The organism is Pseudomonas sp. Sample_9, assembly GCF_004307535.1.
GTDB classification, from domain to species: domain Bacteria; phylum Pseudomonadota; class Gammaproteobacteria; order Pseudomonadales; family Pseudomonadaceae; genus Aquipseudomonas; species Aquipseudomonas mercuritolerans.
This window is the reverse complement of record NZ_RAZO01000488.1, coordinates 1-23948: the sequence shown is the minus strand read 5'-3', so window position 1 is coordinate 23948 and position 23948 is coordinate 1. Positions and strand designations below refer to the sequence as shown.

Annotated in this window: 20 protein-coding genes and 1 pseudogene; 20 read left to right on the top strand and 1 reads right to left on the bottom strand. The window is 59.7% G+C overall.

What is annotated here, in order from left to right:
• The 19 genes and pseudogenes from D6877_RS27810 to ispD form a co-directional block, all read left to right on the top strand.
• Positions 1 to 113, top strand: a pseudogene (locus tag D6877_RS27810) (di-trans,poly-cis-decaprenylcistransferase); the annotation flags it as partial.
• A complete protein-coding gene (locus D6877_RS27805) occupies positions 113 to 919 on the top strand; it encodes a phosphatidate cytidylyltransferase (RefSeq protein ID WP_130912759.1) in 807 nt (268 codons plus the stop codon). The pseudogene D6877_RS27810 and the gene D6877_RS27805, both read left to right, overlap by 1 nt.
• The gene (ispC, locus tag D6877_RS27800; protein WP_130912758.1) at positions 916 to 2106 is read left to right on the top strand and encodes a 1-deoxy-D-xylulose-5-phosphate reductoisomerase; all 1191 of its coding nucleotides are present in this window, start codon (positions 916 to 918) and stop codon (positions 2104 to 2106) included. Before D6877_RS27805 ends, ispC begins: the two co-directional genes overlap by 4 nt.
• A gap of 55 nt (positions 2107 to 2161) precedes the next feature.
• Positions 2162 to 3514 (top strand): sigma E protease regulator RseP, encoded by a 1353-nt coding sequence (rseP, locus tag D6877_RS27795; RefSeq protein WP_130912757.1) that lies wholly within the window; start codon positions 2162 to 2164, stop codon positions 3512 to 3514.
• A gap of 74 nt (positions 3515 to 3588) precedes the next feature.
• Positions 3589 to 5964 (top strand): outer membrane protein assembly factor BamA, encoded by a 2376-nt coding sequence (bamA, locus tag D6877_RS27790; RefSeq protein ID WP_130912756.1) that lies wholly within the window; start codon positions 3589 to 3591, stop codon positions 5962 to 5964.
• Between the two features lie 45 nt (positions 5965 to 6009).
• Entirely contained in the window at positions 6010 to 6513 is a 504-nt protein-coding gene (locus tag D6877_RS27785; protein WP_003222140.1) for an OmpH family outer membrane protein, read from the top strand.
• A 3-nt stretch (positions 6514 to 6516) separates the two neighbouring features.
• Positions 6517 to 7572: a UDP-3-O-(3-hydroxymyristoyl)glucosamine N-acyltransferase gene (lpxD, locus tag D6877_RS27780; protein ID WP_130912755.1), complete on the top strand. Its 1056-nt coding sequence runs from the start codon at positions 6517 to 6519 to the stop codon at positions 7570 to 7572.
• Between the two features lie 106 nt (positions 7573 to 7678).
• The gene (fabZ, locus tag D6877_RS27775) at positions 7679 to 8119 is read left to right on the top strand and encodes a 3-hydroxyacyl-ACP dehydratase FabZ (protein ID WP_016771469.1); all 441 of its coding nucleotides are present in this window, start codon (positions 7679 to 7681) and stop codon (positions 8117 to 8119) included.
• Positions 8116 to 8892 carry an acyl-ACP--UDP-N-acetylglucosamine O-acyltransferase gene (gene lpxA / locus D6877_RS27770; RefSeq protein ID WP_016771468.1) on the top strand — a complete coding sequence of 259 codons (777 nt, stop codon included), beginning with the start codon at positions 8116 to 8118 and terminating at the stop codon, positions 8890 to 8892. The genes fabZ and lpxA overlap by 4 nt, the downstream gene beginning before the upstream one ends.
• On the top strand, positions 8892 to 10025 hold the full coding sequence (gene lpxB / locus D6877_RS27765; RefSeq protein ID WP_178083764.1) for a lipid-A-disaccharide synthase: 1134 nt from the start codon (positions 8892 to 8894) through the stop codon (positions 10023 to 10025). Before lpxA ends, lpxB begins: the two co-directional genes overlap by 1 nt.
• 11 nt (positions 10026 to 10036) lie before the next feature.
• Positions 10037 to 10663 (top strand): ribonuclease HII, encoded by a 627-nt coding sequence (gene rnhB / locus D6877_RS27760; RefSeq protein ID WP_130912760.1) that lies wholly within the window; start codon positions 10037 to 10039, stop codon positions 10661 to 10663.
• Between the two features lie 76 nt (positions 10664 to 10739).
• Positions 10740 to 14261, top strand: a complete 3522-nt coding sequence (gene dnaE, locus D6877_RS27755) for a DNA polymerase III subunit alpha (protein WP_130912753.1) — start codon at positions 10740 to 10742, stop codon at positions 14259 to 14261.
• Between the two features lie 139 nt (positions 14262 to 14400).
• Positions 14401 to 15348: an acetyl-CoA carboxylase carboxyltransferase subunit alpha gene (locus D6877_RS27750; protein WP_130912752.1), complete on the top strand. Its 948-nt coding sequence runs from the start codon at positions 14401 to 14403 to the stop codon at positions 15346 to 15348.
• Positions 15349 to 15469: 121 nt separating this feature from the next.
• Complete coding sequence (tilS, locus tag D6877_RS27745) at positions 15470 to 16798, top strand: tRNA lysidine(34) synthetase TilS (protein ID WP_130912751.1); 1329 nt, start codon at positions 15470 to 15472, stop codon at positions 16796 to 16798.
• 274 nt (positions 16799 to 17072) lie between these two features.
• The gene (locus D6877_RS27740; RefSeq protein ID WP_130912750.1) at positions 17073 to 18704 is read left to right on the top strand and encodes a CTP synthase; all 1632 of its coding nucleotides are present in this window, start codon (positions 17073 to 17075) and stop codon (positions 18702 to 18704) included.
• A gap of 4 nt (positions 18705 to 18708) precedes the next feature.
• Positions 18709 to 19554 carry a 3-deoxy-8-phosphooctulonate synthase gene (gene kdsA, locus D6877_RS27735; protein WP_007954807.1) on the top strand — a complete coding sequence of 282 codons (846 nt, stop codon included), beginning with the start codon at positions 18709 to 18711 and terminating at the stop codon, positions 19552 to 19554.
• Positions 19555 to 19709: 155 nt separating this feature from the next.
• Positions 19710 to 20999 (top strand): phosphopyruvate hydratase, encoded by a 1290-nt coding sequence (eno, locus tag D6877_RS27730; protein ID WP_130912749.1) that lies wholly within the window; start codon positions 19710 to 19712, stop codon positions 20997 to 20999.
• Positions 21000 to 21168: 169 nt separating this feature from the next.
• Entirely contained in the window at positions 21169 to 21447 is a 279-nt protein-coding gene (gene ftsB, locus D6877_RS27725; RefSeq protein WP_007964293.1) for a cell division protein FtsB, read from the top strand.
• Entirely contained in the window at positions 21444 to 22151 is a 708-nt protein-coding gene (gene ispD, locus D6877_RS27720) for a 2-C-methyl-D-erythritol 4-phosphate cytidylyltransferase (RefSeq protein ID WP_130912748.1), read from the top strand. The genes ftsB and ispD overlap by 4 nt, the downstream gene beginning before the upstream one ends.
• 132 nt (positions 22152 to 22283) lie before the next feature.
• On the opposite strand, the gene D6877_RS27715 is transcribed toward ispD, so the two are convergent.
• A complete protein-coding gene (locus D6877_RS27715) occupies positions 22284 to 23180 on the bottom strand; it encodes a LysR substrate-binding domain-containing protein (protein ID WP_122505709.1) in 897 nt (298 codons plus the stop codon).
• Positions 23181 to 23296: 116 nt separating this feature from the next.
• Between D6877_RS27715 and D6877_RS27710 the strand changes: the two genes are divergently transcribed.
• Positions 23297 to 23948, top strand: a 652-nt coding sequence (locus D6877_RS27710; protein WP_153189078.1) for an alcohol dehydrogenase catalytic domain-containing protein, incomplete at its 3' end; no start/stop codon positions are given.

Sequence of the window (23948 nt, the reverse complement as noted above, 5' to 3'; positions counted from 1 at the left end):
TCTGGCCGGACTTCAAACACGACGCCATGCGCACCGCGCTGGCCGATTTCGCTTCGCGCCAGCGTCGCTTCGGTAAAACGAGCGAACAGGTCGAAGCTGGAGCCCGGGTTTAATGCTTAAACAACGAATAATCACTGCACTGATCCTGCTGCCGATTGCCTTGTGCGGGTTTTTCCTGCTCAAGGGTGCCGGCTTCGCGCTGTTCATCGGCCTGGTAGTCAGCCTCGGTGCCTGGGAATGGGCGCGTCTGGCCGGCTTCACCGCGCAATCGTTCCGCGTCGGCTTCGCCGCCGTGGTCGCCTTGATGCTGTTCGTCATGTATGTGTTGCCCGGGCTGGCGCCTTGGGTGCTCGGTGCATCGGTGATCTGGTGGGCGATTGCGACTTATCTGGTGCTGACGTATCCACGCTCCAGCGCGCATTGGTCCACCGCGGCGACCAAGCTGCTGATTGGTCTGCTGATCCTGCTGCCTGCATGGCAGGGGTTGGTGCAGATCAAGCAATATCCGCTGGGTAACTGGTTGATCATGGCGGTGATGGTGTTGGTCTGGGGGGCGGACATCGGTGCTTACTTTTCCGGACGCAAGTTCGGTAAGCGCAAACTTGCGCCGCAGGTCAGTCCGGGTAAAAGCTGGGAAGGTGTCTACGGAGGTCTGGCGCTGAGCCTGCTGATTACCGCAATTGTCGGGCTGGTGCGCGACTGGACCGTGGCCGAGCTGCTCAAAGGCCTCATCGGCGCGGCAGTGATCGTCTTCATTTCCGTGGTCGGTGACCTTACCGAAAGCATGTTCAAGCGCCAGTCCGGCATCAAGGACAGCAGTAATCTGCTGCCCGGGCATGGCGGCGTGCTGGATCGCATCGACAGCCTGACCGCGGCCATTCCGGTGTTCGCCGTATTGCTCTGGATGGCCGCACCGTGAGTCGTCCCCAGCAGATTACGGTGTTGGGTGCGACCGGTTCGATCGGTCTGAGCACCCTGGATGTGATTGCCCGTCATCCCGAGCGTTATCAGGTTTTCGCATTGAGTGGCTTCTCGCGTCTCAGCGAGCTGCTCGCGCTGTGCGTGCGTCATGTACCGCAATTTGCCGTGGTGCCTGAAGGTGCCGCAGCGCGCGGCTTGCAGGATGACTTGCGTGCAGCCGGTTTGCCGACTCGTGTGCTAGTAGGCGAGGAGGGCCTGTGTCAGGTTGCCTCCGCGCCTGAAGTCGATGCGGTCATGGCGGCCATTGTCGGTGCGGCGGGTTTGCGTCCGACACTGGCGGCGGTCGAGGCGGGCAAGAAGATTCTGCTCGCCAACAAGGAAGCGCTGGTGATGTCCGGCGCTCTGTTCATGCAGGCTGTGCGCAAAAGCGGCTCGGTGCTGCTGCCGATCGACAGTGAGCACAACGCGATTTTTCAGTGCATGCCCGCGGATTTCGCGCGCGGCTTGAGCTCGGTGGGGGTGCGGCGGATCTTGCTGACCGCCTCTGGCGGGCCTTTCCGGCAGACGCCGATGTCCGAGCTGGCGCATGTTTCGCCGGAGCAAGCGTGTGCGCATCCGAACTGGTCCATGGGGCGCAAGATCTCCGTGGATTCGGCAAGCATGATGAACAAGGGTCTGGAACTGATCGAAGCCTGCTGGTTGTTCGATGCCAAACCGTCTCAGATCGAAGTGGTAATTCATCCGCAAAGCGTGATCCACTCTCTGGTCGATTACGTCGATGGCTCGGTCCTGGCGCAGTTGGGTAATCCGGACATGCGCACACCGATCGCCAACGCCCTGGCCTGGCCGGAGCGTATCGATTCCGGCGTACCGCCACTGGATCTGTTCGCCATTGCGCGACTGGATTTTGAGGCGCCTGATGAAAGCCGTTTCCCCTGTCTGCGATTGGCCCGTCAGGCGGCCGAAGCTGGCGACAGCGCGCCGGCGATGCTTAACGCGGCCAATGAAGTGGCGGTTGCAGCGTTTCTCGACGGACGGGTTCGCTACCTGGAAATCGCGAGTATCATCGAGGAAGTCTTGAATCTGGAGCCGGTGGTGGCGCTGCACGACCTCGATGCCGTATTTACGGCGGACGCGAAAGCGCGATTGCTGGCCGAGCAATGGTTGAGTCGGCACGGCCGATAGTTTTTTGTAACGCAACGGCGACACGCGACACTGAACAGGATTGCGGAGAAAGTAGATGAGCGCGCTCTATATGATTGCCGGCACCCTGATCGCCTTGGGTGTGCTGGTCACCTTCCACGAATTCGGCCACTTCTGGGTCGCGCGTCGCTGTGGCGTCAAGGTTCTGCGTTTCTCCGTGGGCTTCGGCATGCCGTTGCTGCGCTGGCATGACAAGCAAGGCACTGAATTTGTGGTCGCCGCGATCCCGCTGGGCGGCTACGTCAAGATGCTCGACGAGCGCGAAGGCGAAGTGCCGGTCGATCAACTCGATCAGTCGTTCAATCGCAAATCGGTACGTCAGCGTATCGCCATTGTTGCCGCTGGCCCGATTGCTAACTTCCTGCTGGCGCTGGTGTTCTTCTGGGTGCTGGCGATGCTCGGCAGCGAGCAGGTGCGTCCGGTTATCGGCGCGGTCGAGTCTGGCAGCATTGCCGCCAAGGCAGGTCTGAACGCTGGCCAGGAGATTGTCTCGATCGATGGCGAGCCGACCTCGGGTTGGGCTGCGGTCAATCTGCAACTGGTGCGTCGTCTCGGTGAAAGCGGTGCCATTCAATTGCTGGTGCGCGAGCAGGGTTCGACCGCTGAGTCGCCGCGCACGCTGGCACTGGATAACTGGCTAAAAGGCGCCGACGAGCCGGATCCGATTCGCTCGCTGGGGATTCGTCCGTGGCGCCCGGCCCTGCCGCCGGTGCTTGCCGAGCTCGATCCGAAAGGCCCCGCGCAAGCGGCAGGCCTGAAAACCGGTGATCGTTTGCTGGCCCTTGATGGCAAGCCACTCGATGACTGGCAGCAGGTGGTCGATACCGTTCGTACGCGTCCTGATACCAAAATCATGCTGCGCATCGAGCGCGACAATGCTCAAATCGACGTCCCTGTGACCCTCGCAGCGCGCGGTGAAAGCAAAGCGCCGAGCGGTTATCTGGGCGCTGGCGTCAAAGCCATCGACTGGCCGCCGGAAATGATCCGCGAGGTCAGTTATGGTCCGCTGGCCGCGATTGGCGAGGGCGCCCGTCGCACTTGGACCATGAGCATCCTGACGCTGGATTCACTGAAGAAAATGCTGTTCGGCGAGCTCTCGGTAAAAAACTTGAGTGGACCGATAACCATTGCTAAAGTGGCGGGCGCTTCTGCCCAGTCGGGCGTCGCTGATTTCCTGAATTTCCTTGCTTATCTGAGTATTAGCCTGGGGGTTCTGAATTTGCTGCCCATTCCTGTACTGGATGGGGGGCATTTGTTGTTTTATCTGATCGAGTGGGTGCGTGGTCGCCCCTTGTCGGATCGGGTGCAAGGTTGGGGGATACAGATCGGTATCAGTTTGGTGGTCGGGGTGATGTTGCTTGCTCTGGTCAACGATCTGGGTCGACTGTAACGCTTCGCTGAATTGCGAATCTGCCGCATTTTGCGGCAGTTTGTTTATTGCCAGTTGGAATAAGAAAGGACTTCATGAAACGTCTGCTGCTAACTGCGGTTCTCACCGTATTGATGATCGCCGAAGTTCACGCCGAGTCCTTCACTATCTCTGATATTCGCGTCAATGGCCTCCAGCGGGTCTCCGCGGGTAGCGTCTTTGGTGCCTTGCCGTTGAACGTCGGCGAGCAGGCGGATGATCGTCGCCTGGTGGAATCCACTCGTGCGTTGTTCAAAACCGGTTTCTTTCAAGATATCCAGCTGGGCCGCGAAGGCAACGTTCTGGTCATCACCGTGGTCGAGCGTCCATCGGTCGCCAGTATCGAAATCGAAGGCAACAAGGCGATTTCCACTGAAGACTTGATGAAAGGCCTCAAGCAATCCGGTCTGGCCGAAGGCGAAATCTTCCAGCGCGCTACCCTTGAGGGTGTGCGTAACGAACTGCAGCGTCAGTACGTGGCCCAGGGTCGTTACTCCGCTACCGTCGATACCGAAGTGGTTTCGCAGCCGCGTAACCGCGTGGGTCTGAAGGTGAAGATCAACGAAGGCACCGTTGCCGCAATCCAGCACATCAACGTGGTAGGCAATACGGTTTTCCCTGAGGAAGACCTGACTGACCTGTTCGAACTGAAAACCACCAACTGGCTGTCGTTCTTCAAGAACGATGACAAATATGCCCGCGAAAAACTCTCCGGTGACCTGGAGCGTCTGCGTTCCTACTATCTGGATCGCGGCTATATCAACATGGACATCGCTTCGACCCAGGTATCGATTACCCCGGACAAGAAGCACGTCTACATCACCGTCAACGTCACCGAAGGCGAGAAGTACACCGTCCGTGACGTCAAGCTTAGCGGTGACCTGAAAGTCCCTGAAGACCAGGTCAAGTCGCTGTTGCTGGTGCAGAAAGGCCAGGTGTTCTCGCGCAAGCTGATGACCACTACCTCCGAACTGATCACCCGCCGCCTGGGTAACGAGGGCTATACCTTCGCCAACGTCAACGGCGTGCCTCAGCCGCATGACGACGACCACACTGTGGACATCCTGTTCGCTGTCGATCCAGGCAAGCGTGCCTACGTCAACCGCATCAACTTCCGTGGCAACACCAAGTCCGAGGACGAAGTGCTGCGTCGTGAAATGCGTCAGATGGAAGGCGGCTGGGCTTCGACCTACCTGATCGACCAGTCCAAGACCCGTCTGGAGCGTCTGGGCTTCTTCAAGGAAGTCAACGTTGAAACCCCGGCCGTGCCAGGTGTCGACGACCAGGTTGATGTGAACTACGCCGTTGAAGAACAGGCTTCCGGTTCGATCACCGCCAGCGTCGGTTTCGCCCAGAGCGCCGGTCTGATCCTCGGTGGTTCGATCACCCAGAACAACTTCCTCGGTACCGGTAACCGCGTCAGCATCGGTCTGACCCGCAGCGAATACCAGAGCCGCTACAACTTCGGCTACGTTGACCCCTACTGGACCGCCGATGGCGTGAGCCTGGGTTACAACGCGTTCTATCGCACCACTGACTACGATGAGCTCGATGCCGATATCTCGAGCTACGCCGTCGACAGCCTGGGCGCTGGCGTCAACGTTGGCTACCCGATTAGCGAAACATCGCGTCTGACCTTCGGTCTGTCTGCCCAGCAGGACAAGATCAACACCGGTCGCTATACCGTTGACGAGATTTTCGATTTCGTCGACAAGGAAGGCGACAACTACCTGAACTTCAAGGCCTCGGCCGGTTGGTCCGAGTCGACCCTGAACAAAGGCGTGTTGCCGACCCGTGGTCGTTCCCAGAGTCTGACCCTGGAAACCACCATTCCTGGCAGCGACCTGTCGTTCTTCAAGCTCGACTACCGTGGTCAGCTGTTTCAGCCAATCACTGAAAACTACACCCTGCGCCTGCACTCCGAACTCGGTTATGGCGATGGTTACGGTTCGACCGATGGTTTGCCGTTCTATGAAAACTACTATGCCGGTGGTTTCAACTCGGTTCGTGGCTTCAAGGACAGCACCCTCGGCCCGCGCAGTACGCCGAGCCGTGGCACCAACCCGGGCACGTCGCTTGATCCGGACCAGGATCCACTGCCGTTCGGTGGTAACGTCCTGATCCAGGGCGGTGTGGAAGTTCTGTTCCCGCTGCCATTCGTCAAGGATCAGCGTTCCCTGCGGACTTCGGTTTTCTGGGATGTCGGTAACGTGTTTGACTCGCAGTGCAAGGACACTACGAACGCCAATGGCTCGTCGTCCAACACCAAGTGCAACGACATCAGCCTGAGCAACATGGCCAGTTCCGTCGGTGTCGGCGTGACCTGGGTCACCGCACTGGGGCCGTTGAGCTTCGCGCTGGCGATGCCGATCAAGAAACCGGATGACGCTGAAACTCAAGTGTTCCAATTCTCCCTCGGCCAGACGTTCTAAGCGTCTGACCCAAGATAACGACAATGGATTTTGTAGGAGTGCATCGTGCGTAAGTTGACTCAGTTGGTTCTCCTGGCCTCCGTACTGGTGGCAGGCCCGGCGTTCGCCGACATGAAAATTGCCGTGCTGAACTATCAGATGGCACTGCTGGAATCCGACGCGGCGAAGAAGTACGCCGTGGATGCCGAGAAGAAGTTCGGTCCGCAACTGACCAAGCTGAAAACTCTGGAAAGCAGCGCCAAAGGCATTCAGGACCGTCTTATGGCCGGTGGCGACAAAATGCAGCAGGGCGAGCGTGAGCGTCTGGAGCTGGAATTCAAGCAAAAGGCCCGCGACTTCCAGTTCCAGTCCAAGGAGCTGAACGAAGCCAAAGCCGTTGCCGACCGTGAAATGCTCAAGCAGCTGAAGCCGAAACTGGACAGCGCTGTGGAAGAAGTCATCAAGAAAGGTGGTTTTGACCTGGTGTTCGAGCGTGGCGCAGTCATCGATGTCAAACCTCAGTACGACATCACGCGCCAGGTTATCGAGCGCATGAATCAGCTGAAGTAACCCATGACCGTGACTATCAGGCTCGGCCAGTTGGCCGAGCACCTCGGCGCCACTCTGCGTGGCGACCCCGAGACGCAAATTACTGGGCTAGCCACTTTGCAAGAGGCTGGCCCAGCTCAGTTGAGCTTTCTGGCAAATCCCCAATACCGTAAATACCTGGCCGGTTCCCAGGCAGCTGCACTGCTGCTCAAGGAAGCCGATGCCGAGGGTTTTGCCGGTAACGCCCTGGTGGTGCCGGATCCTTACCTGGCCTACGCGCGCATCTCGCACCTGTTCGATCCAAAACCAAAAGCTGCTGCGGGGATTCATCCGACAGCGGTGATTGCGGCGGATGCAGTGGTTGATCCAAGCGCCAGCATCGGCCCGTTCGTGGTGATCGAAGCCGGTGCGCGTATCGCTGCGCAGGTGACGCTGGGCGCGCACTGCGTGGTCGGAGCTCGCAGCGAAATCGGTGAAGGCGGCTGGCTGGCTCCGCGCGTCACGCTGTATCACGACGTGCGCATCGGCAAACGTGTGGTGATCCAGTCCGGCGCGGTGATCGGCGGCGAGGGCTTCGGCTTCGCCAACGAAAAGGGCGTCTGGCAGAAAATCGCCCAGATCGGTGGCGTGACCATCGGCGACGATGTCGAGATCGGCGTGAACACCGCCATCGACCGCGGCGCTCTGGCCGATACCGTGATCGGCAACGGCGTGAAGCTCGACAACCAGATCCAGATCGCACACAACGTCCAGGTCGGTGATCACACCGCCATGGCCGCGTGCGTCGGCATTTCCGGCAGCACCAAAATCGGCAAGCACTGCATGCTCGCCGGCGGTGTCGGTCTGGTCGGCCACATTGATATTTGCGACAACGTTTTCCTGACCGGGATGACCATGGTGACCCACTCGATTACCGAGCCGGGTGCCTATTCTTCCGGCACAGCCATGCAACCGGCGGCCGAATGGCGCAAAAGCGCGGCCCGCATCCGTCAGCTCGATGACATCGCGCGACGGTTGAAACAGCTGGAAAAGCGCGTAGGGGAAGTGACCCCTGACGGCAATGCTTCATCTGATGGCTGATACCATTTCCATATCAAGTGTGCACAGCCTCTAGACTGCCTCCTTGATTTGCTAGAGGAGTGCGCGTCAGTCGCGCTCCCAATCTTTACATAGGCTTTCCCCTGAAATGATGGACATCAACGAGATTCGCGAATACCTGCCTCACCGTTACCCGTTCCTGCTGGTGGACCGGGTGGTGGAACTGGACACTGAAGGCAAGCGAATTCGCGCCTACAAGAATGTCAGCATCAATGAACCGTTCTTCAATGGTCACTTTCCCGCGCATCCAATCATGCCGGGCGTGCTGATCATCGAAGCGATGGCTCAGGCTGCCGGGATCCTCGGTTTCAAGATGCTCGACGTCAAACCGGCCGACGGCACCCTGTATTACTTCGTCGGCTCCGACAAGCTGCGCTTCCGCCAGCCAGTCAAGCCGGGCGATCAGTTGATCCTTGAAGCGACCTTCATCAGTTGCAAGCGCAAGATCTGGAAGTTCGAATGCCAGGCTTCGGTGGATGGCAAGCCGGTCTGCTCGGCAGAAATCATCTGCGCGGAACAGAAAGTATGAGTTTGATTGACCCTCGCGCAATCATCGATCCGTCCGCCGTACTGGCTGACGGCGTCGAGGTCGGCCCGTGGTCGATCATCGGCGCAGGTGTGGAAATCGGCGAGGGTACCGTGATCGGGCCGCATGTGATCCTCAAGGGGCCGACCCGCATTGGTAAACACAATCGCATCTACCAGTTTTCCTCGGTAGGCGAAGACACCCCGGATCTGAAGTACAAAGGCGAGGAAACCCGCCTGGTGATCGGCGACCACAACGTCATCCGCGAAGGCGTGACCATTCACCGTGGCACCGTGCAGGATCGTTCGGAAACCACGCTGGGTGATCACAACCTGATCATGGCCTATGCCCACATCGGCCATGACAGCGTCATCGGCAACCACTGCATTCTGGTCAACAACACAGCGTTGGCCGGGCATGTACACGTTGACGACTGGGCGATCCTCTCCGGTTTCACCCTGGTGCATCAGTACTGCCATATCGGCGCCCACAGCTTTTCCGGCATGGGCACGGCGATCGGCAAGGACGTTCCGGCGTTCGTCACCGTTTTCGGCAACCCGGCCGAAGCGCGCAGCATGAACTTCGAAGGCATGCGCCGTCGCGGTTTCAGCGAAGACGCGATCCACGCCTTGCGTCGTGCCTACAAGACTGTCTACCGCCAGGGCCTGACGGTCGAACAGGCGCTGGCCGAGCTGGCGGAACCGTCTGCGCAGTTCCCTGAAGTCGCCGTGTTCCGCGATTCGATCCAGGCATCGACTCGCGGCATCACCCGCTGATCATGGCCAGTCTGCGTATTGCGCTGGTGGCGGGAGAGGCTTCCGGTGACATTCTCGGCGCCGGCCTCATGCGCGCCCTCAAGGCTCAGCACCCGGCAGTGGAATTCATCGGTGTCGGTGGTCCGCTGATGCAGGCCGAAGGCCTGACCTCGTACTTCCCCATGGAGCGCTTGTCGGTCATGGGGCTGGTGGAAGTCCTCGGCCGGCTGCGTGAGTTGCTCAAGCGCCGCAAAGAGCTGATTGCCACACTGATTGCCGCAAAGCCAGACGTGTTCATCGGCATCGATGCGCCGGATTTCAACCTCAATATCGAACTCAAGCTGCGTCAGGCCGGGATCAAGACCGTGCATTACGTCAGCCCGTCGGTGTGGGCATGGCGGCAGAAACGGGTGCTGAAGATCCGCGAAGGCTGCGATCTGATGCTCACCCTGTTGCCGTTCGAAGCGAAATTCTACGAAGAGAAAGGCGTGCCGGTGCGTTTCGTCGGTCACACCTTGGCCGATACCATTCCGCTGCAAGCCGATCGCGGCGCTGCGCGCGCCGAGCTGGGTTTGCCCGACGGTCCGCTGGTGGCGTTGATGCCGGGAAGCCGTGGCGGTGAAGTCAGTCGCCTCGGCGCGCTGTTCCTCGACACTGCCGAACGTCTGCGCGCCATGCGTCCGGGCGTGCGCTTTGTCATTCCTTGTGCAAGCCCGGAACGTCGGGTGCAACTTGAGGCCTTGCTCGCTGGCCGAGATTTGCCGGTGGCATTGCTCGACGGTAAATCCCATCTGGCCCTGGCCGCGTGCAACGCGGTGTTGATCGCCTCTGGCACTGCTACCCTTGAAGCGCTGCTGTACAAGCGGCCGATGGTGGTGGCGTATCGGTTGGCGCCGCTGACGTTCTGGATTCTCAAACGCATGGTCAAGAGCCCGTACGTGTCGCTGCCCAACTTGCTCGCTCAGCGCTTGCTGGTGCCGGAGTTGTTGCAGGATGATGCGACTGTCGAGGCGTTGGCGCAGACGCTGTCGCCATTGATCGATGGTGGCGAGGAACAGACCCGCGGCTTCGACGAGATCCACCGCACGCTGCGGCGCGATGCTTCCAATCAGGCGGCGCAAGCCGTCCTTGACCTGATCGGCAAACCACAATGAGCAAGACAAGCATGCAAATGGGCCTGGATTTCACTCTGGTCGCCGAAGTCGAAGAACTGGTCGCCGGTGTTGATGAAGTCGGTCGTGGTCCGTTGTGCGGTGCGGTGGTGACGGCGGCAGTGATTCTCGATCCGAACCGGCCGATCCTCGGCCTCGACGATTCGAAGAAACTTACTGAAGCCAAGCGCGAAAAGCTCTACGACGAGATCTGCGAGAAAGCCCTGAGCTGGTGCATCGCCCGCGCCGAAGTCGAAGAAATCGACGATCTAAATATCCTCCACGCGACCATGCTGGCGATGCAGCGCGCGGTTGCCGGTCTGCACATTCAGCCGAAACTGGCGATGATCGACGGTAACCGCTGCCCGCATCTGCCGATGCGTTCCGAGGCGGTGATTCAGGGCGACGGCAAGGTGCCGGCGATAGCGGCGGCGTCGATTCTGGCCAAGGTCAGTCGTGATCGCGAAATGGCGGCGTTCGAATTGATCTACCCTGGCTACGGCATTGGCGGCCATAAAGGCTATCCGACGCCCGTTCATCTGGAAGCACTGGCGCGGCTCGGCCCGACGCCGATTCACCGCCGCTCGTTCGCCCCGGTGCGCCTGGCTTACGAGGCGCGGGAAAGCCTGACGCAGGTTTAGGCGCAAGGCTGATGTTTTATTCGAGGCCCGGTACAATCCGGGCCTCGTTGTCTCTATGTAACTGGACAGGATCACTATGCCGGCTTCATTCGTTCATCTACGCCTGCACACTGAATACTCCCTGGTCGACGGGCTGGTGCGGATCAAGCCGCTGGTCAAGACCCTGGTCGGCATGAACATGCCTGCCGTGGCGGTCACCGACCAGAACAACATGTGTTCCCTGGTCAAGTTCTATAAAAACGCCATGGGCGCCGGCATCAAGCCGATCTGCGGCGCCGACCTGTGGCTGGCGAACAAGGACCCGGATGCACCGCTGAGCCGCCTCAGCCTGCTGGTGATGAACGCTCAGGGTTATCGCAATCTCACCGAACTGATCTCGCGCGGCTTCATCGAAGGCCAGCGCAACGGCATGGTCATCGTCGAGCGCGAGTGGGTGGCTGAGGCCAGCGAAGGCCTGATCATGCTGTCCGCCGCCAAAGAAGGCGAGATCGGCATGGCCATGATCGGCGGCAACCCGGCGGAAGCAGAAGCGCTGGCACGCGAGTGGATGGCGGTGTTCCCGGATCGTTTCTATCTGGAAATCCAGCGCACCAACCGTCCCAACGACGAAGAACAACTGCATGGCGCCGTGGCGCTGGCCGACAAGCTCGGTGCGCCGCTGGTGGCGACCAACGACGTGCGCTTCATCAAGCAGGAAGACTTCGCCGCCCACGAAACCCGTGTGTGCATCGGTGAAGGCCGCGCCCTCGATGACCCGCGTCGTTCGAAGAATTACAGCGATCAGCAATACCTGAAAAGCGCCGAGGAAATGCTCGAGCTGTTCAGCGATATCCCCGACGCCATCGAAAACACCGTCGAGATCGCCAAGCGCTGCAACATCGAAGTGAAGCTGGGCACGCACTTTCTGCCCAACTTCCCGATTCCCGATGGCATGACCATCGACGAATATTTCCGCAAGGTTTCCTTCGAAGGGCTCGAAGAGCGCCTGGCGGTGCTGCTGCCCAAGGACACCACCGAAGACTACGAAGCCAAGCGCCAGGTCTACGTCGACCGCTTGAATTTCGAGCTGGATATCATCATCCAGATGGGCTTCCCCGGTTACTTCCTGATCGTGATGGACTTCATCCAGTGGGCCAAGAACAACGGTGTACCGGTAGGTCCGGGCCGTGGGTCGGGTGCCGGTTCGCTGGTGGCGTATGTCCAGAAGATCACCGACCTCGACCCGCTGGAATATGACCTGCTGTTCGAACGTTTCCTCAACCCGGAACGGGTCTCCATGCCCGACTTCGACGTCGACTTCTGCATGGACGGTCGCGACCGCGTGATCGACTACGTGGCCGAGAAATACGGCCGCAACGCGGTAAGCCAGATCATCACCTTCGGTTCCATGGCCGCCAAGGCTGTGGTCCGTGACGTGGCGCGGGTGCAGGGCAAGTCCTATGGCCTGGCGGATCGTCTGTCGAAGATGATTCCGTTCGAAGTCGGCATGACCCTGGAAAAAGCCTACGAGCAGGAAGAGATCCTGCGCGACTTCATCAAGGTCGATGAAGAAGCGGCGGAAATCTGGGAGATGGCGCGCAAGCTCGAAGGTGTGGTGCGCAACGTCGGTAAGCACGCCGGTGGTGTGGTGATCGCGCCGACCAAACTCACCGACTTCTCGCCGATCTATTGCGACGAGGCCGGCGACGGTCTGGTGACCCAGTTCGACAAGGACGACGTTGAGGCCGCCGGTCTGGTGAAGTTCGACTTCCTCGGCCTGCGTACCCTGACGATCATCGACTGGGCGCTGAAAACCATCAACCGCGACCGCGCCAAGGTCAACGAGCCGCCGCTCGATATCGCTTTTATCCCGCTGGACGACAAACCGACCTACCAGTTGCTGCAAAAAGCCGAAACCACGGCGGTGTTCCAGCTTGAATCGCGAGGCATGAAAGAGCTGATCAAAAAGCTCAAGCCCGACTGCCTGGAAGACTTGATCGCACTCGTTGCATTGTTCCGTCCGGGGCCGCTTCAATCGGGCATGGTGGACGACTTCATCAATCGTAAGCACGGTCGCGCCGAACTGGCCTATCCGCACTCGGACTACCAGTACGACGGTCTGAAGCCGGTACTGGCGCCGACTTACGGCATCATCCTGTATCAGGAACAGGTGATGCAGATTGCCCAGGTCATGGCCGGTTACACCCTCGGCGGTGCGGACATGCTGCGTCGGGCGATGGGTAAGAAAAAACCTGAAGAAATGGCCAAGCAGCGCGGCGGTTTCATTGAGGGTTGCGCGACCAACGGCATCGACGCGGATCTTGCCGGTAACATTTTCGACCTGGTGGAAAAGTTCGCCGGTTACGGTTTCAACAAATCCCACTCCGCCGCTTACGGCCTGGTGTCGTACCAGACCGCGTGGCTGAAAGCTCACTACCCGGCGCCGTTCATGGCCGCGGTACTCTCGGCGGATATGCACAACACCGACAAGGTCGTGACCTTGATCGAAGAAGTGCGGACGATGAAGCTGCGCCTCGACGCGCCAGACGTGAACACTTCGGAGTTCAAGTTCACGGTGAACGACGATGGCCGCATCGTTTACGGCCTCGGCGCGATCAAAGGCGTCGGTGAAGGTCCGGTTGAGGCGATCACCGAAGCGCGTCAGGCCGGTCCGTTCAAGGATCTGTTCGATTTCTGCGCGCGGGTCGACCTCAAGCGCATCAACAAACGAACTCTTGATGGCTTGATTCGCAGCGGCGCGCTGGATCGCCTCGGCCCGTATTTCCACGACGAACAAAAGGCCTATCAGGCCAACATCGACCGTAACCGCGCGGTATTGCTGGCGGCGATGGAAGAGGCGATTAAGGCGGCCGAGCAGACTGCGCGGACCCACGACTCTGGCCACGCCGACCTGTTTGGCGGCTTGTTCGTCGAAGAAGACGCCGACGTTTACGCGTCCCATCGCAAGGCCAAGGAGCTGACCCTCAAGGAACGCCTCAAGGGGGAGAAAGACACCCTGGGCCTGTACCTGACCGGTCACCCGATCGACGAATACGAAGGCGAGATCCGCCGTTTCGCCCGTCAGCGCATCATCGACCTGAAACCGGCACGTGACACGCAAACCGTAGCGGGGATGATCATTGCCCTGCGGGTGATGAAGAACAAGAAGGGCGACAAGATGGGCTTCATCACCCTTGATGACCGCTCCGGGCGGATCGAGGCGTCGCTGTTTGCCGATGCGTTCCATTCGGCGCAATCACTGTTGCAGACCGACGCGATGGTGGTGGTCGAGGGCGAGGTCAGCAACGACGACTTCTCCGGTGGCCTGCGCCTGCGGGTCAAGCGGGTGATGAGCATGGAGGATGCGCGTACCAATCTGGCCGAAAGCCTGCGCCTGAAACTGCACACCCAGGATCTGAAAGGCGATCAGCTACGCTGGTTGGGCGAACTGCTCAAGCGTCATCGCGGCGCGTGCCCGATCACCATGGAGTACACCAGTCCGGATGCGAAGACCTTGCTGCAGTTCGGCGAGACCTGGCGGATCGACCCGGCGGATGCCTTGATTCAAGCCCTGCGTGACCAGTTCGGGCGAGACAACGTCTTCCTCCAATACCGTTGACCGGCAAGTGCCACCATTGCGCTTGCCCGCAACCTGAATTTTTAATCTCGACCTCAGCGCGCCTCTCCCTTAAGGTAGGGCGCGAATAGACAACCGGCCGGCCCAAGCTCACTTGGGACACGACCCAAGACGGACGCCTATGAACCCGAATTTTCTAGATTTCGAACAGCCGATCGCCGACCTGCAAGCCAAGATCGAAGAGTTGCGCTTGGTCGGTAATGACAATTCGCTGAATATCGGCGATGAGATCTCCCGCCTGCAGGACAAGAGCAAGACGCTGACCGAAGACATCTTCGGCAAGCTGACCAGCTGGCAGATCGCACGCCTGGCGCGTCACCCGAAACGCCCTTACACCCTCGATTACATCGAGCACATCTTCACTGAGTTCGACGAACTGCACGGCGACCGTCACTTCTCCGACGACGCTGCCATTGTTGGCGGTATCGCCCGTCTGGAAGACCAGCCGGTGATGATCATCGGTCACCAGAAAGGCCGTGAAGTGCGCGAGAAAGTCCGTCGCAACTTCGGCATGCCGCGTCCTGAAGGCTACCGCAAGGCCTGCCGTCTGATGGAGATGGCCGAGCGCTTCAAGATGCCGATCCTGACCTTCATCGATACCCCGGGCGCCTACCCAGGCATCGACGCCGAAGAGCGCAACCAGAGCGAAGCGATTGCCTGGAACCTGCGTGTGATGGCGCGGTTGAAGACCCCGATCATTGCCACCGTAATTGGTGAGGGTGGTTCCGGCGGCGCACTGGCCATCGGCGTCTGCGACCAACTGAACATGCTGCAGTATTCGACCTACGCGGTGATCTCGCCGGAAGGTTGCGCATCGATCCTGTGGAAAACCGCCGAGAAAGCACCGGATGCCGCTGAGGCGATGGGCATCACCGCTGAGCGTCTGAAAGGCCTGGGCATTGTTGACAAAGTGATCGGCGAGCCACTGGGCGGCGCCCACCGTGACCCGGCTGCTGCCGCTGCGTCGATCCGCGCCGAGCTGAGCTCGCAACTGGCGATGCTCAAGCAGTTCGATAACGAAGCGCTGCTCAAGCGCCGTTACGATCGCCTGATGAGCTACGGTCTCTAAGTCGAGCGCTATCCCCTGTAGGAGCTGCCGAAGGCTGCGATCTTTTGATCTTGCTTGTCAGAATCAAAAGATCGCAGCCTTCGGCAGCTTCTATAGGGATTTCTGAGAAGCGACCCTCTCTATGAATTCCTCTAAGAGTGATTTGCCGTCGCGGCTTCTGCTGAACCTTGAGCCCTGGCGCCACGCCGCTCATTGGCGCATCGCCTTCTCCGGTGGCCTCGACTCCACCGTCCTCCTGCATCTGCTCGCCACTCTGGCGAACGCCGAATCCCTCCCTGCGCTAAGCGCCATCCACATCCACCACGGCCTTCAGGCTACGGCCGATGCGTGGCCGCAACATTGCCAGTCCGTTTGCGATGCGCTGGGCGTGCCGTTGCAAGTGAAGCGGGTGACCGTAAAGGGCGGGGCGAGCCTGGAGCGGGCGGCGCGGGACGCGCGTTATGCTGCGTTCAGTTCGCTGACACAGACCAATGACGTGCTGATGACTGGCCAGCACCGCGACGATCAAGCCGAAACGCTACTGTTTCGGCTGTTGCGCGGAGCTGGAGTGCGTGGGCTTGGCGGGATGCCGCAGCAGCGTCCAGTGGGGCAGGGCGCTCTGGTTCGACCGTTGCTCGACGTCAGTCGCGCCGAACTGGAAAGTTATGCACAGGCACATCAGTTGCACTGGATCGAAGACCCGTCCAATCAGGATCGGCAGTTTTCCCGTAACTACCTGCGCCATCAAGTCATGCCGGTGCTGACCGAGCGCTGGCCGCAAGCGCAGGCCAGCATGGCACGCACGGCTGTGCATCTGCGTGAAGCCCAGGGCTTGCTCGATGAGCTGGCGCAGATCGATCTCGCACAAGCCCAAACGGTCCATGAATTCGCTTGGCTGGGTGTTCCATCACTTGAGCTGGCGCCGTTGGCTGCATTGTCTGACGCACGCCAGCGAAACGCCCTCGGTCACTGGCTTGAGGCACTGACTCGCCTGCCAGATGCTGACCATTGGTCGGGTTGGATCGACCTGCGCGATGCCAGCTCGGACGCTTCACCGATCTGGCGTCTCGCCGACGGAGAGCTGCACCGCAGCGCCGGTCGCGTCTGGTGGCTCAGCGGCCATTGGCTGCGCACGCCGGTGATCGGCGCCGACTGGCAGACCCCGACTGCAACGCTACGCTTGGCCGATAACGGGCGCGTCATGTTTCACGGCCAAACTCCATCCGCGCCTTTGCGCATTGCCTATCGGCAGGGCGGTGAAGTCATGCAACTGGCCGAGCGCGGCAGCCGTGATCTCAAGCGCCTGCTCAATGAGCGCGCAGTACCAGGCTTCGTGCGTGGCAGATTGCCGCTGCTGTTTCGCGGTGAAGAATTACTCGCGGTGGCGAACCTGCCGGGTCTTGATGGTCAGATGGACGAAGGCTGGACGTTGCATTGGCAGCCAACAGACGAAGATCAAGGTTTGAGCTGAAAGGAGCATTCCGGTAGACTACGCTCCCTTCTTGATACAACTTCTGTGGATTCGCCTGAATTGCAGGAGTTGCCGATTACCAAGCAGTCTTTGCTGGGCGATTCCAAAAAATGTGTAGCGAGCAACGTACCGGTGTTTCATCTGCCGGTCTGTCACAACGCGGCGGTTTTTTCGAAAGGTGCACTGTGATTAATGCAGGTGATCGGGGGCTTCGGCCTTCCTTCGCTTTCCCCGGCGGCTCGTTCCGCTTTAACGCAGACTTCTAGGGTTTTTCATGACGCGCTACATATTCGTCACGGGCGGTGTTGTTTCTTCATTGGGGAAAGGCATTGCCTCGGCTTCATTGGCGGCTATCCTGGAGGCGCGGGGGCTTAAGGTCACCATGCTGAAGCTGGATCCGTACATCAACGTCGATCCGGGCACCATGAGTCCGTTCCAGCACGGTGAAGTGTTCGTCACCCACGACGGCGCCGAGACCGACCTGGACCTGGGGCACTACGAGCGGTTCATCCGCACGACCATGACCCAGAACAACAACTTCACCACCGGCCGTGTCTACGAACACGTGCTGCGCAAAGAGCGCCGTGGTGATTACCTGGGCGCCACCATTCAGGTGATCCCGCACATCACCGACGAAATCAAGCGCCGGATCATCAAGGGCGCCGGCGATGCCGACGTGGCCATGGTCGAGATCGGTGGCACCGTGGGTGACATCGAATCGCAACCGTTCCTCGAAGCGATCCGTCAATTGCGTTTCGAAGTCGGCGCCAAGCGCGCGATGCTGATGCACCTGACGCTGGTGCCTTACATCGCCACCGCCGGCGAAACCAAGACCAAGCCGACCCAGCACTCCGTCAAGGATCTGCGCTCGATCGGTCTGCAGCCAGACGTGCTGGTGTGCCGCTCCGACCACCCGATCGATATTTCCTCGCGCCGCAAGATCGCTCAGTTCACCAACGTTGAAGAGCGTGCGGTGATTGCGCTGGAAGATGCCGACACCATCTACAGAATCCCGGGCATCCTGCACTCGCAGGGCCTGGACGATTTCGTCGTCGAGCGTTTCGGTCTGCAATGCGACAGCGCCGATCTGTCCGAGTGGGAAGCAGTGGTCGATGCCAAGCTGAACCCGGAACACGAAGTGACCATCGCCATGGTCGGCAAGTACATGGAACTGCTCGACGCCTACAAGTCGCTGATCGAAGCGATGAGCCACGCTGGCATCAGCAACCGCACCAAGGTCAACCTGCGCTACATCGATTCCGAAGACATCGAGAACCAGGGCACTGCGCTGCTCGAAGGTGTCGACGCGATTCTGGTACCCGGCGGCTTCGGTCTGCGTGGCGTGGAAGGCAAGATCACTGCCGTCCAGTACGCTCGCGAAAACAAGGTCCCTTACCTGGGTATCTGCCTGGGCATGCAAGTGGCGGTCATCGAGTTCGCGCGTAACGTGCTGGGCTGGAAAGACGCCAACTCCACCGAGTTCGATCGTGCCAGCGGCCATCCGGTTGTCGGTCTGATCACCGAGTGGGAAGACGCCACCGGCGCTGTTGAAGTGCGTACCGAAGCGTCCGATCTGGGCGGCACCATGCGCCTTGGCGCACAGGAATGCCTGCTTGAGCCGGGCTCGAAAGTGCACGACTGCTACGGCAAAGACGTGATCGTCGAACGTCACCGTCACCGTTACGAAGTGAACAACAACCTGCTGCCGAAGATCATGAATGCGGGCCTGAAGATCTCTGGGCGTTCAGGCGACGGCGCATTGGTTGAAGTGGTCGAGGCACCGGATCATCCATGGTTCGTGGCTTGCCAGTTCCATCCTGAGTTCACCTCGACACCACGCGACGGTCATCCGCTGTTCAGCGGTTTCGTCAAGGCAGCACTGACGCAACACCAGAAGAAGGCGTAACCCGATGGCACAGAAGATCATCCGCGTCGGCGACATCGAGATTGCCAACGACAAACCCATGGTGCTGTTCGGTGGCATGAACGTGCTGGAAAGCCGTGACATGGCCATGCAGGTTTGCGAAGAATACGTGAAGGTCACCGAAAAACTCGGTATCCCTTACGTGTTCAAGGCCAGCTTCGACAAGGCCAACCGGTCTTCTGTGACTTCGTATCGTGGTCCTGGCCTGGAAGAGGGCATGCGCATCTTCCAGGACATCAAGCAAGCCTTCGGCGTGCCGATCATCACCGACGTCCACGAGCCGGATCAGGCTGCGGTGGTCGCTGAGGTCTGCGACATCATCCAGCTGCCGGCCTTCCTGTCGCGTCAGACCGATCTGGTCGTCGCGATGGCCAAGACCAATGCCGTGATCAACATCAAGAAAGCCCAGTTCCTCGCACCTCAGGAAATGAAACACATCCTGAACAAGTGCGTAGAAGCCGGGAACGATCAGTTGATCCTCTGCGAGCGCGGTTCGAGCTTCGGCTACAACAACCTCGTGGTCGACATGCTCGGCTTCGGCATCATGAAGCAGTTCGAATACCCGGTGTTCTTCGACGTGACCCACTCGCTGCAAATGCCCGGTGGTCGTTCCGACTCGGCCGGCGGTCGCCGCGCGCAGGTCACCGATCTGGCCAAGGCCGGCATGAGCCAGTCGCTGGCGGGTCTGTTCCTCGAAGCGCATCCGGATCCGGACAACGCCAAATGCGACGGCCCTTGCGCCTTGCGTCTGGACAAACTGGAGCCATTCCTGGCCCAGCTCAAAGCTCTGGACGAACTGGTGAAGAGTTTTCCGACGGTAGAAACCGCGTAACGCTCGATTCTCCGGTAAAGTACCGCACGATTTGTCGCTCATGCCCTCGGGCGTGAGCGTTGTCGTCTGCAAGTCTGCCCGCTGTACTTCGCTTGCCGACGATAAAGATTTCCTCTAGCTGCGTCGTTTTCGTCAACTTTGGAGTGTTTACAACAATGGCAAAAATCGTCGACATCAAAGGTCGTGAAGTTCTCGACTCCCGTGGCAATCCCACCGTGGAAGCGGACGTGCTTCTCGACAACGGCATCATCGGCAGCGCCTGCGCGCCGTCCGGTGCATCCACTGGCTCGCGTGAAGCGCTCGAGCTGCGTGATGGCGACAAGAGCCGTTACCTGGGCAAGGGCGTGCTCAAGGCGGTAGCCAACATCAACGGTCCGATCCGCGATCTGCTGCTGGGCACCGACCCGAGCGACCAGAAAGCCCTCGACCAAGCGATGATCAAGCTCGACGGTACCGAAAACAAAGCGACCCTGGGCGCCAACGCCATCCTCGCCGTGTCCCTGGCTGCGGCCAAGGCAGCTGCGCAGGATCAGGATCTGCCGCTGTACGCACACATCGCCAACCTCAACGGCACCCCGGGTGTGTACTCGATGCCGGTACCGATGATGAACATCATCAACGGTGGCGAGCACGCCGATAACAACGTCGACATCCAGGAATTCATGGTGCAGCCAGTTGGCGCCAAGTCTTTCTCGGAAGGTCTGCGCATGGGTACCGAGATTTTCCATCACTTGAAAGCTGTGCTGAAGGCCCGTGGCCTGAGCACCGCCGTTGGCGACGAAGGCGGTTTCGCACCGAACCTGGCGTCCAACGAAGACGCTTTGAAAGTGATCTCCGAAGCCGTGGCCAACGCCGGTTACACACTGGGCACCGACGTGACCCTGGCTCTGGACTGCGCTGCAAGCGAGTTCTACGAAGACGGCAAGTACAACCTGTCCGGCGAAGGCCAGGTGTTCACTGCTGAAGGTTTCGCCGACTACCTCAAAGGCCTGACCGAGCGTTACCCGATCATCTCCATCGAAGACGGTCTGGACGAGTCCGACTGGGCTGGCTGGAAAATCCTCACCGACAAGATCGGCGAGAAAACCCAACTGGTGGGCGACGACCTGTTCGTGACCAACACCAAGATCCTGAAAGAAGGCATCGACAAAAAGATCGCCAACTCGATCCTGATCAAGTTCAACCAGATCGGCACCCTGACCGAAACCCTGGAAGCCATCCAGATGGCCAAGGCTGCCGGTTACACCGCAGTGATCTCGCACCGTTCCGGCGAAACCGAAGATTCGACCATTGCCGACCTGGCGGTGGGCACCTCGGCTGGCCAGATCAAGACCGGTTCGCTGTGCCGTTCCGACCGCGTTTCCAAGTACAACCAACTGCTGCGTATCGAAGAGCAGTTGAACGGCAAGGCCAAGTACAACGGCCGTGCCGAGTTCCGCGGTTAAGCGCAACCTGATCAAAGGACACCGGATTGTGTCGGAAAAGTCGTGACAGCGATGGATTTGCCACTAATCTGATGCCTTAAGCACAAGCCTGGATCTTTCCAGGCTTCGTGCTATCAGATGCTGCAACATTATGCGTGGCTGTCTTTTTTCACTGGATACCTGATATTCGATGCGCAGTCCTTACTGGTTGTTTCTTGTTTTGCTCTTGCTGCTGGCCGGTCTGCAGTACCGCCTGTGGGTGGGCAATGGCAGTCTGGCGCAGGTCGCCGAGCTGAAACAGCAGATCGCCGACCAACATGCCGAAAACGAAGGCCTGCTGGAGCGCAACCGGGTGATGGACGCTGAAGTCAGCGAGTTGAAGAAAGGCATGGAGACCGTTGAAGAGCGGGCTCGTCACGAACTGGGCATGGTCAAGGACGGCGAAACCCTTTACCAGTTGGCCCAATGATCGATTCCCTGCCGGCCTTCTGGGCCGTAATTCCTGCCGCGGGCGTCGGTGCCCGAATGGCCGCGGACCGTCCCAAGCAATATCTGCAACTGGGCGGGCGCACAATTCTCGAACACAGCCTCGGCTGTTTCCTTGATCACCCGAGCCTCAAGGGCCTGGTGCTCAGTCTTGCTGTCGATGATCCCTATTGGCCGAATCTGGCATGCGTCAACGATCCGCGCATTCAGCGGGTTGATGGCGGGGCGGAGCGTTCCGCTTCGGTGCTAAACGCCTTGCTGCATCTGCATGCGCAAGGTGCCGACGATGACGACTGGGTGCTGGTGCACGATGCGGCCCGGCCCAATCTGAGTCGCGATGATCTCGACAGGTTGCTGGCTGAATTGGCGGATGACCCAGTGGGTGGTTTGCTGGCGGTACCCGCCCGCGACACGCTAAAACGCGTCGATAAAAACGGGCGCGTAGTTGAAACGGTGGATCGCAGCGTGATCTGGCAGGCGTATACGCCACAGATGTTTCGCCTCGGTGCGTTGCATCGGGCGTTGGCCGACAGCCTGGTCGCGGATGCCGTCATTACCGATGAAGCTTCGGCGATGGAATGGGCCGGTCTGGCACCGCGTCTGATCGAAGGGCGGGCGGATAACCTCAAGGTGACCCGGCCGGAAGATCTGGAGTGGTTGCGCCAGCGATGGGCTAACCGCCGCTGAGATTTGCGGTTGCTGTGCCATTGCCTTCGCGAGCAGGCTCGCTCCCACAGAGGGAAAGCATCCAGCTGTCGAACTCGGTCAATTGTGGGAGCGAGCCTGCTCGCGAAAGCGGTCGCACGGGCAATCAATAACTCAAAGCTTGTACTCCGGCCTTTCAGCCAGTCCCACCTTCAAAAAATCCACCAACTTGCGCACCTTCGGCGACAGATGCCGCTGCTGCGGATATAGCGCCCACACCGCCGTATTCGGCGGCTGATGTGCCTCGAGCAAGGAAATAAGCGCGCCGCTGTGCAGGTGCTTGAGCACGTAATAGTCCGGCAACTGACACAGGCCTACACCCTGAAGCGCCGCGTCCAGCACCGCCTGCCCACTGTTGCAACGCCAGTTGCCCTGCACGCGCTGGGAAAATTCCCGTCCGTTCTGTTCCAGTTGCCAGATATCCGAACTGCCGATCAAACAATTGTGCCGACTCAACTCTGACAAACTGTGTGGGCGCCCGTACCGTTCCAAGTAGGACGGCGACGCGCACAGGTACATTCTCCGTGGCGCCAGACGTGTCGCGACCAGGCGCGAGTCCTGTAGCCGGCCCAGGCGAATCGCCAGGTCCAGACCTTCATGCACCAGGTCAAGCTGGCGATTGCTCAGCTCGATATCGATGCGCAGCTGCGGATACAGCCCCATGAACCGCGTCACCAGCGGCACGATAAACCGTTCACCGTAGGCCACGGCGCAAGTCATGCGCAGCATGCCTTTCGGTTCGCTGGTCAGATCACCCACTGCGCGCAAGGCTTCTTCGCGACCGTCCTGCAGGCGTTGGCAATGTTGCAGGAACGTTTGTCCGGCCTCGGTCAGCGTCACCCGCCGGGTGCTGCGATAGAGCAGGCGCGTTTGCAAACGCTCTTCGAGCCGTACGATTTGTCGACTGATGTGCGAGGAAGAAACCCCAAGACGCTCGGCAGCGGCGGTGAATTGGTTGCATTCGGCGACGGCAACGAACTCGTCGATGCCTTCCCAGCGGTTTTCCGACACTTGGATTATCCCTGTATGGCAATAATGTTTTGCTTTCGTCCGAATTATTCATCAGGGCGCGCTGAACTACACTGTCTGTCTGCTTTTTTATTTATCGGGTTCACTGGAGAGTCAGCATGATCAAGTCGCGCGCCGCCGTTGCCTTCGAGGCCAAGAAGCCGCTGGAAATCGTAGAAGTCGATGTCGCCATGCCGAAGGCGGGTGAAGTGTTGCTGCGCGTTGTCGCTTCCGGGGTGTGCCACACCGATGCCTACACCTTGTCCGGCGCAGACCCGGAAGGCATCTTTCCGTCGATCCTCGGTCACGAAGGTGGCGCCATCGTTGAAGCGATCGGTGAGGGCGTGACCTCGGTTGCCGTCGGCGATCACGTCATTCCGCTGTACACCCCGGAATGCGGCCAGTGCAAATTCTGCAAGTCGGGCAAGACCAACCTCTGCCAGGCGATTCGCGCTACCCAAGGCAAGGGCTTGATGCCGGATGGCACTTCGCGTTTTTCCTACAAGGGCGAGACGATTTTCCACTACATGGGCACATCGACGTTCTCCGAATACACCGTGCTCCCGGAAATCTCCGTAGCGAAGATCTCCAAAGACGCACCGCTGGAAAAGGTCTGCCTGCTCGGCTGCGGCGTCACCACCGGTATCGGCGCCGTGCTCAACACCGCCAAGGTCAAGCCGGGTGACACCGTGGCGATCTTCGGTCTCGGTGGCATCGGCTTGTCGGCCGTGATCGGCGCGGTGAAAGCCAAGGCTGCGCGCATCATCGCCA